Here is a 14,447-nt window from a genome sequence, read left to right on the forward strand (position 1 = left end):
CTTGCAAGTACGGCCTTGTCCGGCGCCCCTCACCCCTTCCGTGCCGCCTTCGTCGAGCAGCGACCAAGCGCAGGCAGGGCACGACCATTGCACATCGGCCTCGAACCGGGGTGCGACGCCAGCGTGTTCCTGATCGCCGCTGCACGCTTCCTCGCCAGCGCCTACCAGGGGTGCTCTGCGGCACTCGCCAATCGGCAGCCCTCACCGTTCCAGCAGATGCGATCGAGGGCTCCGACCCCCGTTGGGGCTCGCGTCGTTGCACGGGAACGTCACGCGACGTCGAGCGCGGCCCCGCCGCCCACCCGCCGGACACGCACCCCGACGCGCCCGTTCCCCCGAAGCACGGGCGACCGGCCCCGAACCTTGGCAGACTATTCCGCAGGCACAGTGCGCATTGGGGGTGCGGATGGCGGGGATCGGTCTTGCCGCAGCGATCGAGGAACTGCGGCAGGAGCTCTATCGGGCGCAGGATCAGGGGGCAGAGCAGCAATTCGCGTTCGGCATCGAGGAGGCCGAACTGGAGCTGCAGCTGGAACTGCGCAACAGCGGCAAGGGGGACGGAAAGGTCAGCTTCGGTGTGGCGACCGTCGGCGCGGGCGGTGAGCACTCCACCATCCGCACCCACAGACTGACGCTGAAACTTTCGGTCCGGGACCGAGCCCGCGGCGGCTCCAGTCCCGAGATCAGCGACACCGAAACCGGGTCCTGGGACGAGGAGTGATGGACCCGCACAGACTGGTGCTGATCCGCAGCGGTACCACGGGGCTGCGCCATCGCGTCGGCTCTGGTTATCTCGTCGCACCCCGCCTGGTGCTCACCGCCGGACACGTCCTCCGGGACGGCGAGAGCGGCGCCTACGGGGAGGAGATCCAGGTCAGAGTGGGACACCCGGGCCGCGGTCAGACGCTCCGCACCAAAGCGGAGCTGATCTGGACCCATCCGCAGGACCTGGACGTCGCCCTGCTGCTCACGGACGACGAGATCGACGTACCGGGGCCGGTTCGATGGGGCCACCCCGTGGACACGGCCCCACTGCGCTACGAGGGACTGGGCTTTCCGCTGGCATCCGCGGAAGGTGGTCGTGACGCCGAACACCTCCGCGGCGTCCTGCCTCCGCTGTCCTCCGGGGCCCGCGGCCTCTACGTGCTCGACCAGGAGCCCGCGCCCGACCTCCGCGACGACGGCCGCAAGGCCTGGGGAGGCGCCTCGGGAACCGCAGTGTTCTGCGAGGACCACCTGGTGGGCGTGGTGATTCGCGATGACCGGTCCTACGGCAACCGCCGCCTGCGGGCCCTCCCGGCGCATCGCTTCGTCCAGGACGGCGGCTTCGAGGCACTCCTGCGGCAGTACGCCGACGGTCCGCCCCGCCTGACCGAGATTGGTGCCGCCCTCCCGACGGCCCAGCCCGCGGCGGAACGCAGCCCGGCCGAGCAGGAGACCGAGCGGCTCCTGTGGTCGCTGCTCGGCGGCCGGACGGCCTACGCGGCACATGCCCGCGCCCTCGTACGGCGGCTCGGATACGCCGTCCCCGACAGCCATGAACCGACCATGCCCGACCTCGCGGCACTCGTGGCGGCCCATCCCCGCGCCCTGCCTTCTCTGAGCAACACCCTGGCCCCGGCCCTCACGGGCCATGACGAGCGCACACGCCTGACGGACGTCCTCACCCGCGCCCGTGCCGGCGGACTGTGCCTGCTCCTGTCCTTGGACGAATGCGAGCACTTACTGGAACTGCTCCGCGGCATCTGCAAGGGGCAGCCCACGCTCATACCGCGCGCCGCCCGCGAGGCCCTGCGCTACGCCTGGCTGCCCGAACCGCTGAACCGCACGCATCTCTGCGCCGACGACCTCGAACACGTCGTCGAGCACCTGGAGTCCGTCTCCGACAGCGAGCGCGTACCGGACTGCACACCGCCCGTACCGGCCCTGCTCCGCCTGGTCGAATGCGTGGCTGCCGCCCTGGGAAGCGAAGCGGGAGCGGAGCTGCGCAGCTGGTCCGATCAGGTGGCCGCCCGGACCGGCATCCACCCGGCGGCGCTCGCCGAACGGCGCACCGACGCTGGCCGCTGGGCCGCCCGGCAGACGTCCCCCTTCTCCCGTGTCGTCGTCGAGGTTTCCCGCGCGCGGACCGAAGCACGCGAGAGTTACTACTGCCGCATCCTGCTCGCCCGCGCCGACGGCACGCACACCCCCCTCCACGAGGCGGAGAGCTCGCCGAGGACACCCGAGGAAGTGGCCCGGCGGGTCCGCGACGCCGTCGAGGTCGTCGCGGACGAGCTCGGCCCGACAGCCGCGCCCCACGCGACGGTTCTGGTGGCCCGCGACAGCCTCCATCTGCCCATCGACGAATGGAACCCCGGGGCACCCAACGAGTTCGTGCCCGACCAGCCGATCGGCGCCGAGTTCTGCATCACCCTGAGCTGCCCGGAGATGAGCGACCTGGTGCGCGGCAGAGAACGTGAGCACCGGCGGCGCTGGGAAAGCGGACATGCGGCCCCCTTGGTGGTCGACGACGAACGTGTCACTCGGCCACGGCTTAGGCGGCTGCTGCAGAGCACTCACCGTGACGTTACCCAGGTCGTGCTCCACGGTTCCCCGGATCAGCGGGACGCACTGCTCGAACTCTGCCTGGCGCTCGGTGTCCCGGTCGTCCTCTGGGACCGGCGGGCCGACTCCCCCGCGAACGCGGCCGGTCTGCAACAGCTGGACCCCACCGGGCCGCTCGCCGATCTGCCTGAGCGGGTCCGCGTCTTCCGCGGGACGGCGTTCGACGAGCCGGAGACGCTCCCCGCGCGCCCCGCGCTCGTATGGGAGGAACACGGCCTGCGACCGCGGCCCGGATCGCTGACCCTGCAAGACCCCCCAGAAGGAGCCCACGCGTCATGACTGCCGCAGAATCCGCTGCCACCGGCCAGCCCACCCCGTCCGGCGACGGGGACTGGCGGCTCTTCCGGGGCAATGGGGTGCCCCGCTCTGTCGTCTTCCCGCCCGCCCCGCCCTGGCGACGGCTCCACCCGCAGGAGCCCGACGGCTCGCGGACCGCACGCCCGCGCCCGTACCTGATCGGCCCCGACGACGCGGACGTCGTCAGCGCCGCCCTCCACCTGCGCCGGCCTCTGCTCGTCACGGGACACCCCGGTACCGGGAAGTCCTCCCTGGCCCACGCGATCGCCCACGAGCTCGCCCTCGGCCGCGTCCTGTACTGGCCGGTCAATAGCCGTTCGACGTTGCAGGACGCCCTCTACCACTACGACGCGATCGGCCGGTTGCGGGAAGCGAACCTCCGCCGGGACGCGGTCGGCTCCGAACCCGGCATCGGCCAGTACGTCCGGCTCGGCCCCCTGGGCAACGCGCTGCTTGCCCGGGACCGGCCCAGGGTCCTGCTCATCGACGAGTTGGACAAGGGGGACGTCGATCTGCCCAACGACCTGCTCACCGTGTTCGAGGAGGGCGAGTTCGAGATTCCGGAGATCAGCCGCCTCCCCGAGGAGCACTCCACGGTCCACGTGCGGACTGACGACCCGGACGCGCCGGCACCGGTGGTCCGCGGCCGCGTCCGCTGCCATGAGTTCCCCGTCGTGGTCATCACCAGCAACGGTGAACGCGAGTTCCCGCCCGCTTTCCTCCGACGGTGCGTCCGTCTCGACCTGCCCGAGCCCGACGAGGAGCGGCTGCGGGACATCGTCGCCTCGCACCTCGGCCACGAGGCGCTCCACGACATCGACGACCTGCTGGAGGAGTTCCTCGGCCGCCGCGCGCCCGGAGAACTTGCGACCGATCAGCTCCTCAATGCGGTCTTCCTACGCGCGGGCGGCATCGATCTGGACGCTGGCCGACTGCTCGACGCCGTCCTGCACCAACTCGGCGGGGCGGTATGAGTGCATGTTCGGACGTCTGAGAGAGATCCTGGCCAGGAGCGGCGTCGACCTCGCCGACGAGGAACTCCTCGACGTCCTGTGGCTGGCCAGGAACCTGCCGAGCGACGTCCGTCCGCTGGCGCGACGTCCGGCCCCGGCCGCCCTACGGCAGAGCGCCGGGCAGGGTGAGCCCCGGGCCGACGGCGCCGACGATCCCGCGCAATGTGGCGCGCCCCCGCCGCCGGACCTCGCCCCGTACCGTCTGTTCCCCCTGCACGCGGCCCCGCAGGGGAGGGGGAACAGCAGGCCGGAGCCGGTCCCGCGCCGGGCGCACGCCGTACGCACCCCGGGCCCCCATGTCCTGCCCAGCCGTCATCTCACGCTCGGCAAGGCGTTACGGCCGCTGCGGCAGCGGCTCCCCGACCGGCGCCGTCAGGAACTGGACGTGGCACGGACGGTGGACGCCATGGCTGAAACGGGTCTGCCCGAGACCGTGACGAGCCCCGCCGGTAGCCGCTGGCTCTCCCTCGCTCTGCTGATCGACGACGGCGTGTCCATGTTGCTGTGGAAGCGTCTGGCCTCGGAGATCCGCACGCTGATGGAACGGGCCGGGTCCTTCCGCGACATCCGCGTGTATGGACTGAACACCCGTGGTCCCCGAGCCCCGTTTCTGAGCAACCGTCCCTACCGGCAGCAGGGTCCCTACCTTCCGCCGGCCGCGCTCTGCGACCCCACCGGCCGCACCCTTGTCCTCGTGGTCAGCGACGGCGTCGGCGACGCCTGGTGGGACGGCCGGATGAGCGAAGCGGCGGCCATGTGGGCCCGACGGCAACCCACCGCGATCCTGCAGGCGCTGCCCGCCCGGCTGTGGGTGAACTCGGGCATCACGACTGGGCCGTGGCACGTCACCAGTGTCCGCAGGGGCGGTCCCACCACCGCCTGGCGCGTCACCGACCCGAGACTGCCGGCGGATCTCGTCGGCTTCGACTCCGTCCCCGTCCCGGTGCTCGAACCCACACTGGCCGCCGTCGGCGACTGGGCCCGGTTGGTCGCCTCACCGAGCGCGACCGCGGTGCTGCCGCTGTGGAACATCGGGCGGTCCGTCACCCAGCCCTGGCGCGCCGAGAGCCGGCAGGGTCCGGACGCCGAAGCCGTTCTGCGCTTTCGCGGCGCGGCCAGCCCGGAGGCGTATCGGCTCGCCGCCCACCTCGCGGCCGTGGCGCCCGTCACTCCGCCCGTCATGCGCATGGTGCAGGAGGCGCTGGGCCCTCCGACGGACACCGGGCACCTCGTGGAGGTCTTTCTCGGCGGCCTCATGCACAACGCCGCCGTGGACACCACCGGCCGGTTGCCGCGGCCGGAGTTCTTCGACTTCTCCGACGACGCACGGCGTATCCTCCTCGGCACGCTCCCCGCCCGCGAGTTGCTGCGCACCACACGACTGATCGCCGACCGCCTGGCAGCGTGTGTCCGGCACTCGCCGAGCTTCACCGCCTGGGTGGCGCATCCGGGAGGCGCCGCCGCCGTCGGCGCACCCGAACGGTCCTTCGCCCAGCTGGAGGAGCGGCTGCTGAAACGCCTCGGCGTCGCCACGCACATCGGCGCCCCACCCGCCGACTGGCCTCCCCCGGCCCCGGAACCTCGGGAACGGGCCCTGTCACAGCCACCTGTGGCTCAGCGGACGGATGCCGGGTCCCCCGCGCCGTCCTTTGCGGCGGGCGGGAAGGCCAAGATCCTTCTGGTCGACGACCAGCCGGAGAACGTGCTGGCCATGGAGGCCATCCTGTCCACGCTCGACCAGACGCTCGTCGCTGCCTCGTCGGGGGAGGAAGCGCTCAAGGCGCTGAACGTCCACGAATTCGCCCTCGTTCTAATCGCCACCCAGATGTCGGGAATGGACGGCTACGAGACCGCCGCACACATCAAGCGTCGTGAGCGGACCCGCGACACACCGATCATCTTCGTCAGCTCGTACGGGATGGGTCCCCACGCCATCTTCCGGGGGTATGCGGCCGGTGCCGTGGACTTCGTGTCGCGGCCGTACGATCCTTGGGTGCTGCGCGCCAAGGTGACCGTCTTCGTCGACCTGTACCAGAAGAACGTGCAACTGCGCGAACAGGCGGTTCTGTTGCGCACCGGGGCCGCGAACGATCTGCTGGCGCAGCTGTCCACCTTGTTGTCCGGTGTCGAGACGCAGGCACGCGACCTGGCCAGAGAGCTCCAGGCACAGGCATCGAGCACGAGGGTGGGGACCACGACCGCCCGTCTGGATCGCGCGATCAGGAGCCTGCGCCAGGTGCTGCAGGGTGCGTTGGAGCTGCGGGAAGAACCTGGTGCTCCGCCGGCCTCGGCTTCCCTGCACTCACCACGACATCGAGACCAGTGAAGGCAGCCCGGCCGTGCGTCATCGTGCGCCGCTGTCCCCGCTCCCCGCTCCCGGCTGCCCGCCGGGTCGGCCGGGGCATGGGTCTTCCAGTACTCCAGCAGACTGTGGAAGGGCGGGGTCGGCGGCCGGGAGGGCCAAGAGGGCGGCCGGTTCCAGTTCACCGGCCGGGATGGTCTGTAGGAGCCGGGCGGCCCGCTCGGTGGTGGCCGGGTAGGGGGTGACGGTGCGGACCAGGCCGGGCACGGCTGCGTTGTGTTCGGTCGGGTGGGCCCCAGGCGGGGTGCGCTGGAGGCCTCTGGAAGATGGTCGGTCCGTGCCCCATGAGTTGTGCGTACCACCATGGGGCATGCGGTGCGGGCACGCCCTGCTCAGGGCCGGTGAGCTGGTGGCTTCGCAGCGCGGCGAGCAGCACTACGGCTAGGGCAGAGAGTTCTTCGGGGGACGGAGAGCCGGCCTTTACCACTATCAGCGGCTCGGGAGTGGGCCCGTCGTGCCTGGTGGCGTTCATTGCGGTTGGTTGCCGTGCTTGCGGGTGGGTAGGGGGGCGTTCTTGGCGCGCAGCATGGCGAGGGCGTCGATGAGGCGTGCCCGTGTCTCGGCGGGGTCGATCACGTCGTCGACGAGCCCGCGTTCGGCTGCGTAGTACGGGTGCATCAGGTTCTCGCGGTACTCCTCCATGTACTGCTTGCGGGCGAGTTCCGGGTCACCGGCGGCGGCGATTTCACGTCGGAAGATGACGTTGGCCGCACCTTCCGCGCCCATCACGGCGATCTCGTTGCCCGGCCAGGCCAGCGACACGTCGGACCCGATCGACCGCGAGTCCATGACGATGTAGGCACCGCCGTAGGCCTTGCGCAGGATCAGCTGGATGCGGGGGACCGTCGCATTGCAGTACGCGTAGAGGAGTTTGGCGCCGTGCCGGATGATGCCACCGTGCTCCTGGTCCACGCCGGGGAGGAATCCCGGCACGTCCACCAGCGTCACCAGTGGGATGTTGAAGGCGTCGCAGGTCTGCACGAAGCGTGCGGCCTTCTCGCTGCTGTGGATGTCGAGCACCCCGGCCAGCGCGGAGGGCTGGTTGCCGACGATGCCCACGACATGGCCGTCCAGTCTCGCCAGGGCGCACACGATGTTGCCCGCCCAACCCGCGTGCACCTCGAAGAAGTCCCCGTCGTCGACGAACTCCTCGATCACCTGGCGCATGTCGTACGGGCGGTGAGGGTCGGCCGGCACGAGTTCCCTGAGGGCCTGCGTGCGGCGGTCTGCCGGATCGGATGAGGGCTCCACCGGGGGCAGTTCGCGGTTGTTGGCCGGCAGAAGCGACAGCAGGTAGCGGACGTCGCCCAGGCATTCGGCCTCGTCGTCGTAGGCGAAGCCCGCCACTCCCGACACAGTGGTGTGCGTGTCGGCTCCGCCCAGTTCCTCCTGGCTGATCTGCTCTCCGGTCACCGCCTTCACCACGTCCGGCCCCGTGATGAACATCTGCGAGATGCCGCGGACCATGAACACGAAGTCCGTGAGGGCGGGCGAGTAGGCGGCGCCGCCCGCGCACGGTCCCATGATCACGCTGATCTGTGGGATCACTCCTGAATTGCGGACGTTGCGCTGGAAGATGCCGCCGTAGCCGGCCAGCGCGGTGACGCCCTCCTGGATCCGGGCTCCGGCACCGTCGCAGAGTCCCACCACCGGGGCACCCGCCGCGGCCGCCATGTCCATGATCTTGTGGATCTTCTCGGCGTGCGCTTCGCCCAGGGAGCCGCCGAAGATCCGGAAGTCGTGCGCGTAGGCGAAGACCACGCGTCCGTAGACCTGCCCCCAGCCGATGACAACGCCGTCGGTGTACGGGCGTTTGTCCTCCAGTCCGAAGCCGGTGGCCCGGTGTCGGCGAAGGCCCTCGACCTCGGTGAACATGCCGTCGTCGAAGAGCAGGGAGAGGCGCTCGCGGGCGGTGAGTTTGCCTTTGGCGTGCTGGGCCTCGGTGGCCCGCTCGCTGGGGCCGCGCCGCACGTGCGCGCGGATGTTCTCGAGTTCGGTGATCCGGCCGTCGACGGCCCGGAACGGGTTGTCCTCCAGAATGGTCATGCTTCCCTCTTCTCGTAACCGATGTCGCCAGCTTGGGACGTGTGCGTCGAGAGCTCTTCGAAGGACGTTGAGGTCCCGACGGTCACGGTGGTCACGACCAGGCCGTTGCGGATCAGCCAGCGGCCGGCGAACCGTCCGACGGGGCCGCCTTGCGGCAGGCACGCCGTGAACGTCCCGGCCCGCTTTCCCGTTGCCCGGGTGAGGGTCACGACCACATCCTGAAAGCCGAGCGGCAGCCCGGTCAGCGGCGACCACGCCTTGTACACGGACTCCTTGGCGCTGAACAGCAGGCATCCGCCGTGCAGTTTGGGTTCAGTGCGGCGGAGCCGTTCCAGCACCGGATGCTCCTCGGGACGGGTGATGCGCTCCAACAGTGCGGGCGGCAAGGGCCGATGCGGCTCCGCGTCGATGCCCAGGCCCATGAGGTCCTCGGCGCGGGCGAGCGCCGTCGCGGCGTAGCCGGTGCAGTGCGTGATGCTCCCTACCGTGCCCGGCGGCCAGGTGGGCGCCCTGTCACGTGCGGGCAGGATCGCAGCGGGGGGAAGGCCGAGCGCGGCGAGCGCCGCCCGCGCCTGCTGCCGAGTTTGGGTGAACTGCTGGCGCCGCTTCTTTGATGCGTGGCGCAGAGCTGCCTCCTCCTCCGGGAAGAGACCGCCGCGGGAGCCGGGCCATTGGCCGTCCCCCGGGCCGTTCGCGTGCGTCACAGTTGCCCGGTCCGGCGACCCCTCCCGTGTGGTGATCGAGTCGAAGGCCGACACGGTCGACGGCAGGATCTCCTCGATCACCGCATCCTCCCCGGTCAGGCGTGGCAGATGGGGAGACCACCGTGGAACTCCAGCATGTGCCCGAACGCGCCCATCTCGTCGATCTGTTCACCCAGCACACCGCCCCGGTTCTCTGCGTACGCCCGTACGAGGTTGGGCACCAGCCGCTCCGCGTCGATCAGCTCTGACCACTCCCCCAGGTCCGTGTCCCGCGCCACCTCGAGGGGCGACAGCTCGGCCGAGATGCCGTCCTCGGCGAGCCTTTGGACCCAGCGCAGATAGCGCGTACAGGTGTCGAACACTTCGGGGCCGCAGACCGCGCCGTGGCCGGGGACGACGACCGCGGGATCCAGCGCCCGCAACTGCTGGATGACACGCAGTGTTCCCTCGACGGAACCCATGAGGCAGAAGGGCGTGACGCCGTTCATCACGATGTCGCCTGTGAACAGGACCTTCTGTTCCGGCACCCAGACGACGGTGTCTCCGGTGGTGTGCGCGGGGCCGGGGTGGAGCAGTTCGACCGTGCCCGGGTCCAGATGCAGCGTCATCCGGTCGGTGAAGGTGATCTGCGGCGGCGTGAGGTGGACCTCTCCCCAGTGCACGTCGGGCCACAGCTGCTGCAGTCCCAGACCGGACTTCACGATGTCGCCGCGTGCGGTCTCGTGTGCGATGAACAGGGCCTGCGGGGCGAAGACACAGTTCCCGAACGTGTGGTCGCCGTGCTGATGTGTGTTCACCACGACCTGTCGGGAGTTGTTCCCGAGCCGGTCGACCTCCTTGCGCAGCAGGTTCGTCCGCTTGATGGTTGCCGCGGTGTCCACCACGAGGGTGAACTGCCTGCCGGGTACCACCCCCGCGTTGCTCAGGCACCACCCGCCGTCCGGCTGCACGAAGGCGTACACGCCGTCGGCGACCTCCTCCAGCCGGGTCTCGCGCACTCCTCGCAGGTCCGCGCCCGTCACCCCTCGCATGCCCACTCCCTCCAGCGCCGCTGCCCAGACCACACCTTCGCGGCCCGATGCGCGTTAAGCCTGCGACAACCGGGTCGAAGGCGGTTAGAAGTCCGGGCTGCGATACGTCCAGCGGGGACGGGAGGTGGTGGAGCCGGCCACGCGATTACTTCTCGTTCTCTTGTCGACGAAGGTGCGCGAGCCTCACCTGGAGCACGTCGTACAAGGCCTATCCGTCGTGCGTGTCATAGGAGTTGTGCGCGTCCCAAGCGGCGTACGCGCCAACGCAGTCGCCGCACATACGAAAGGAGGGCCCGCCATGAGCAGCAGCGCAGTCATCACGGGCGGAACCCGTGGGGTCGGGTTGGCCGTTGCGCGCAAGTTGTGTGCGAACGGCGCCGACGTACTGCTGGTGTACGGCCACGACGACACGGCCGCCAAGCACGCTGTCGACTTGCTGTCCGGGCTGCCGGGCACCGCATGCACGGTGAAGGCGGATCTGGCCGTCCCGGGCAGCATCAGCTCGGTACTGGACGTGGCGCGGGAACGATGGGGCGGGCTGGACGTCCTCGTCCACTCTGCCGCCGCCTGGCGGCCGTCGCTGACTCTGGAAGCCACGCTGCGCGATGCACGCGACGGCCTCACCGTGGCCCTCGCACCCCTGCTCGCCGCCGCACCGGCCCTCGTCGAGCTGATGTCCGGCCGGGCGGGCAGGATCGTCGCGGTCTCCAGCAGCGGTGCGCGGCAGGTGGTCAACCGCTACGCGACCCAGGGAATGGCCAAGGCCGCCCTGGAGAGCCTGGTCCGCTACCTTGCCGTCGATTTCGCCCGCTCCGGCATCACCGTGAACGCCGTGTCCAGCTCGAAGCTCGACAAGGGGGCCGCCACCGCGGGCCCGTCTGAGGTGGCAGCGGCGCTGGCCGCCCGTACGCCTGCCGGTCGGCTCACCACGCCCGAGGACATCGCGAACGTCGTGTCCCTGCTCTGCCACGCCGACGCCGGCTGGATCCATGGTCAGGTCATCACCGTCGACGGCGGGCTGTCCCTGCTCGGCTGACCTGCCCGCTCCATGAACTGGCCCATCAGCGCTCTCATTCCCCCAAAGGGCGCTGATGGGCCCTCTGCTGCCCCGAAAGCGATCAGGGCCGACTCCAACCCGACCCACCCCTGCGCACCCGGAATGCCGATGGGGACAACCGACTGGAAGCCTGGCGAAACCTGAGGATGTTGTTGCAGGCGGCCACGACGTTGGTAATGCCTTTGCGTAGACGTGAGGCGGGTGGTTCGTCGTCGGCAGCGATGCGCGAGCGGTGGTTGGCCGTCGATCAGGAAGTGGCGGCAGCCTTTCTCCGAGGCAAGCTGGGGCCACTTCTGGGGGTTCTCGCCCAGGGTGCGGTTGAGGAGGGTGAGGATGTGGGCGTACTCCTCGGAGTACGCCGTCGACGGGTCCAGGGGTCGGCGATCGTGACGGCTTCGATAGCCACTGGCTCGGCCTTGCTGATCGCGTACGCGACCTGGACCTCGCAGCGCGCGGCGAGACCCGCGGCCACCACGTTCTAGGCGACCTCGCGCATCGCGTACGCGGCCGAACGGTCCACCTTTGACGGGTCCTTGCCCGAGAAGGCGTCATCGCCGTGACGGGCCGTACCGCCGTACGTGTCGATGATGTTCTTGCGGTCGGTCAGGCTTGCGGCGCCCATGGGACCGCCGCTCTCGAAGCGGCCGGTCGGGTTGACCAGCAGGCGGTGGTCGTCCGTCTCCAGCGTGATGCCGTCGTCGGCGAGCTGTGCCAGTAGACGCTCGACGAGGTGTTCGCGGATGTCCGGGGCGAGCAGCCCCTCAAGGTCGTTGTCGCCCGCGTGCTGCGAGGAAAACACGACGGTGTCGAGGCGGACAGGGCGGACTTCCCAGGTACTCGACGGTGAGCTGGGTCTGGCCGGCGGGTCGCAGGTAGGGAACCGTTCCGTCCTTGCGTACCTCGGTTGGGCGGTGCGAGAGACGGTGGGCCGGCTCGATCGGCCGCGGCTGCGCACCGATGGACACCGATACGCTGCAGGAGGCGCCGTCGAAGCCAGGCGCAGCAGCGCATCGAGGATCGTGTCACTGGTCTGGTCAGCGATTTTGTCGGGGTGGCTCTCGGTCACGGATTCCGAGGTGAGTAGACGGCCGGGCATGATGGTCCCTCCTAGCGTGGGGTGAGGACTGCCTGGTGGGACAGCAGGCGATGGGGTACGGCGGTCGGCGGTCGTCAACGGGTGACGCAGTCAGGGTGGTGAGAAGGCGGCTCGTACCGGCGTCGGGTTTCGTCCGTGCCCTCTCCGGTATCTCGACGAACCCTTGAACCGGTTTCGCGACCATCGGGGCTGTCATCCGAATTCCCGAAGGGATGTGAGGAAGCTCCATGACCATCAGTGACACCACCGCCCGTCCTCTCGACGCCTTGGCGATTTCCCGGCTGAGCGCGTCGTACGCCGAGGCCCGTATCCTGCACAGCGCGGTCGAGGTGGGCCTCTTCGAGTTGCTCGGCCAAGGGCCGTTGGGGCTGGACGAGATCTGCGCGCGTCTTGGCCTGCACCCGCGCCTGGCCAGGGATTTCCTCAGCGCGGTGACCGCGCTCGGACTGCTGGAGCGGGACGGTGCGGTCTTTCGCAACGCTGTGGCGGCCGAACAGTTCCTGGTGCCCGGCGGTCCGGTCTACCTGGGTGCTCGCATCAAGACGGCGGCTCAGCGCCACTACCAGACCTGGGGCCGGCTCACCGAGGCGCTGCGCGACGGTGAGCCCAAAGCCGATGTAGGGGCTGACGCGTTCGCCACGCTGTACCGCAACCCGGAGGCCACCCGTAACTTCCTGATCCACATGGATGCCAACAACGCCCTGGTGGGCCCCCAGTTGGCGGCTGCCGTCGACTGGTCGCAGTACTCCTCGTTCGTCGATATCGGCGGCGCGCGCGGCAATGTCGCCTCGCAGCTGGTCAAGCACCATCCCCACCTCACCGGTGGGGTGTTCGAGCTCCCGGCAGTCCAACCGTTTTTCGAGGAGTACATGGAGGAACTGGGCCTTGTCGAGAAGGTGCTCTTCCACGCGGGTGACTTCTTCACGGACGCGATGCCGGAAACCGATGTCCTGGTCTTCGGCCATGTACTGCACGACTGGTCGGCCGTGCAGCGTCAGGAACTCCTGGACCGGGCGTACGCCGCGCTGCCGGCGGGCGGGGCCGTGGTGATCTACGATCAGATGCTCGATGAGGACGCGCCGGACCTGCGCAGTCTCATCGGCAGCCTGAACGTTGCGCTGATCACCCCGGGCGGTGCGGAGTACACCGTGGCCGAGGGGCTTTCCTGGGTGGAGAAGGCCGGTTTTACCTTCCGGTCCGCCACCCGGCTCAGCAGCGGCAACGACACCGTGCTCGTCGCCACGAAGGGCGTGTGAGGCGTCTGCAGCATCATGGCTCGGCCCCGGAACCAGGACGGTTCCGGGGCCGAGCGTTGGTGGACGCGCACCGATGGGGGTCCGGCCCGCGCTGTCATCGGATTGCCTCAGCGGACCGGCGCATACGGGCCGGACCGCGCAAACCGGGCGATCTGGTCGCGGACGTCGGCTTCGAGCTGCTCACGTGCCCGGGCTGCTTCCTGGGGCGAAGGCCTCCCGGAGAGCGTCACCGTCCTTCGGAGCCTGACGGTGGTGCCGTCCGCCTCCTCTGTGCGCCGGTATTCACCAGTGGAGGTGTGGAGGTGTGGCTCCAGTCCCGCGTGCTGCTTGAACACCAGCAGCCCGTCGGCGAGTTCAAGCAGCGCCCATTGCGCAGGGTCGCCGAGGGAGCTGGCCGCATTCTCGGCAAGGGAGGCGGCGGGCGCGTCCACGCGTACGGCCCGCTCGCTGGTGAAGGTGTTCGCGCGCAGCACGTCGATGTGGCAAGCCAGTGCGGCAAGGTTGTCCAGTTGCGCCGGCACATTGTCGTCCAGTTTCGCGCATACCTGCTCGGCTGCTTCGGCCGGGGTTGTGGTGGCGAGCTCGAAGGTGTGGCGGACGCGGACGTGGGTCCCGCCGTCGGCGAGTGCCTCGAAGGTCCAGTTGCCGCGCATGCGGGTCAGCGGCGGCTTGGGGGCCTCGTGTTCGAAGCTGATGGCCAGCGCCTCGGTGTCGCGGGTGCGCCACAGTCGCCAGCCCCGGACCGTGCCGTTGTCGACCACCCATCGGCCGACCAGGTCGCGGTGCGCACTTTCGATGCTGGCGATCTCTGCGTACAGGTGGGTGGGAAAGTACTGGGGGGCTTCGACCACGTCGGCGATCAGGTCGAACAGCTTTCGGGCGGGGGCCGGCACAACGATCTCATGGAGCAGTTCCGTCATCGGGTTTCCTCATTCCTCTCGTTCGGACGGCTCTTGTGTCTGGCGGGAATGTCGCGCG

At 69.7% G+C, this 14,447-nt stretch carries 10 protein-coding genes and 2 pseudogenes; 7 read left to right on the forward strand and 5 right to left on the reverse strand.

Annotated features, from left to right (window positions below; all coding sequences use genetic code 11):
- The first annotated feature begins 406 nt into the window (after nt 1-406).
- From OG386_RS00435 to OG386_RS00455, 5 genes and pseudogenes are all read left to right on the forward strand, one after another.
- On the forward strand, nt 407-721 hold the full coding sequence (locus tag OG386_RS00435) for a trypco2 family protein (protein ID WP_328786198.1): 315 nt from the start codon (nt 407-409) through the stop codon (nt 719-721).
- The gene (locus OG386_RS00440; RefSeq protein ID WP_328786199.1) at nt 721-2,886 is read left to right on the forward strand and encodes a VMAP-C domain-containing protein; all 2,166 of its coding nucleotides are present in this window, start codon (nt 721-723) and stop codon (nt 2,884-2,886) included. The genes OG386_RS00435 and OG386_RS00440 overlap by 1 nt, the downstream gene beginning before the upstream one ends.
- Complete coding sequence (locus tag OG386_RS00445) at nt 2,883-3,878, forward strand: AAA family ATPase (protein WP_328786200.1); 996 nt, start codon at nt 2,883-2,885, stop codon at nt 3,876-3,878. Before OG386_RS00440 ends, OG386_RS00445 begins: the two co-directional genes overlap by 4 nt.
- A gap of 4 nt (nt 3,879-3,882) precedes the next feature.
- Nucleotides 3,883-5,310 (forward strand): annotated as a pseudogene (locus OG386_RS00450) (SAV_2336 N-terminal domain-related protein); the annotation flags it as partial.
- A 216-nt stretch (nt 5,311-5,526) separates the two neighbouring features.
- Nucleotides 5,527-6,243 carry a response regulator gene (locus OG386_RS00455; RefSeq protein WP_328793113.1) on the forward strand — a complete coding sequence of 239 codons (717 nt, stop codon included), beginning with the start codon at nt 5,527-5,529 and terminating at the stop codon, nt 6,241-6,243.
- Nucleotides 6,244-6,747: 504 nt separating this feature from the next.
- On the opposite strand, the gene OG386_RS00460 is transcribed toward OG386_RS00455, so the two are convergent.
- Genes OG386_RS00460 through OG386_RS00470 form a run of 3 tightly spaced genes read right to left on the reverse strand, consistent with a single transcriptional unit; the run spans nt 6,748 to nt 10,060 of the window.
- Entirely contained in the window at nt 6,748-8,325 is a 1,578-nt protein-coding gene (locus OG386_RS00460; RefSeq protein WP_328786201.1) for an acyl-CoA carboxylase subunit beta, read from the reverse strand.
- On the reverse strand, nt 8,322-9,110 hold the full coding sequence (locus tag OG386_RS00465) for a 4'-phosphopantetheinyl transferase family protein (protein WP_328786202.1): 789 nt from the start codon (nt 9,108-9,110) through the stop codon (nt 8,322-8,324). Before OG386_RS00465 ends, OG386_RS00460 begins: the two co-directional genes overlap by 4 nt.
- A gap of 14 nt (nt 9,111-9,124) precedes the next feature.
- Complete coding sequence (locus tag OG386_RS00470) at nt 9,125-10,060, reverse strand: MBL fold metallo-hydrolase (RefSeq protein WP_328786203.1); 936 nt, start codon at nt 10,058-10,060, stop codon at nt 9,125-9,127.
- Between the two features lie 298 nt (nt 10,061-10,358).
- On the opposite strand from OG386_RS00470, the gene OG386_RS00475 reads away from it, so the two are divergent.
- Entirely contained in the window at nt 10,359-11,096 is a 738-nt protein-coding gene (locus OG386_RS00475; protein ID WP_328786204.1) for an SDR family oxidoreductase, read from the forward strand.
- A gap of 406 nt (nt 11,097-11,502) precedes the next feature.
- Here OG386_RS00475 and OG386_RS00480 read toward each other — a convergent pair.
- Nucleotides 11,503-12,213 (reverse strand): annotated as a pseudogene (locus OG386_RS00480) (methionine adenosyltransferase domain-containing protein); the annotation flags it as partial.
- A gap of 227 nt (nt 12,214-12,440) precedes the next feature.
- Here OG386_RS00480 and OG386_RS00485 point away from each other — a divergent pair.
- Nucleotides 12,441-13,469 (forward strand): methyltransferase, encoded by a 1,029-nt coding sequence (locus OG386_RS00485; protein ID WP_328786205.1) that lies wholly within the window; start codon nt 12,441-12,443, stop codon nt 13,467-13,469.
- A gap of 107 nt (nt 13,470-13,576) precedes the next feature.
- Here the strand turns inward: OG386_RS00485 and OG386_RS00490 are convergent, their stop codons facing one another.
- A complete protein-coding gene (locus tag OG386_RS00490; RefSeq protein WP_328786206.1) occupies nt 13,577-14,389 on the reverse strand; it encodes an SRPBCC family protein in 813 nt (270 codons plus the stop codon).
- Nucleotides 14,390-14,447 lie beyond the last annotated feature (58 nt).

Origin of the sequence: Streptomyces sp. NBC_00273, from assembly GCF_036178145.1 — a bacterium.
In the GTDB taxonomy this organism is placed as follows: Bacteria; Actinomycetota; Actinomycetes; order Streptomycetales; family Streptomycetaceae; genus Streptomyces.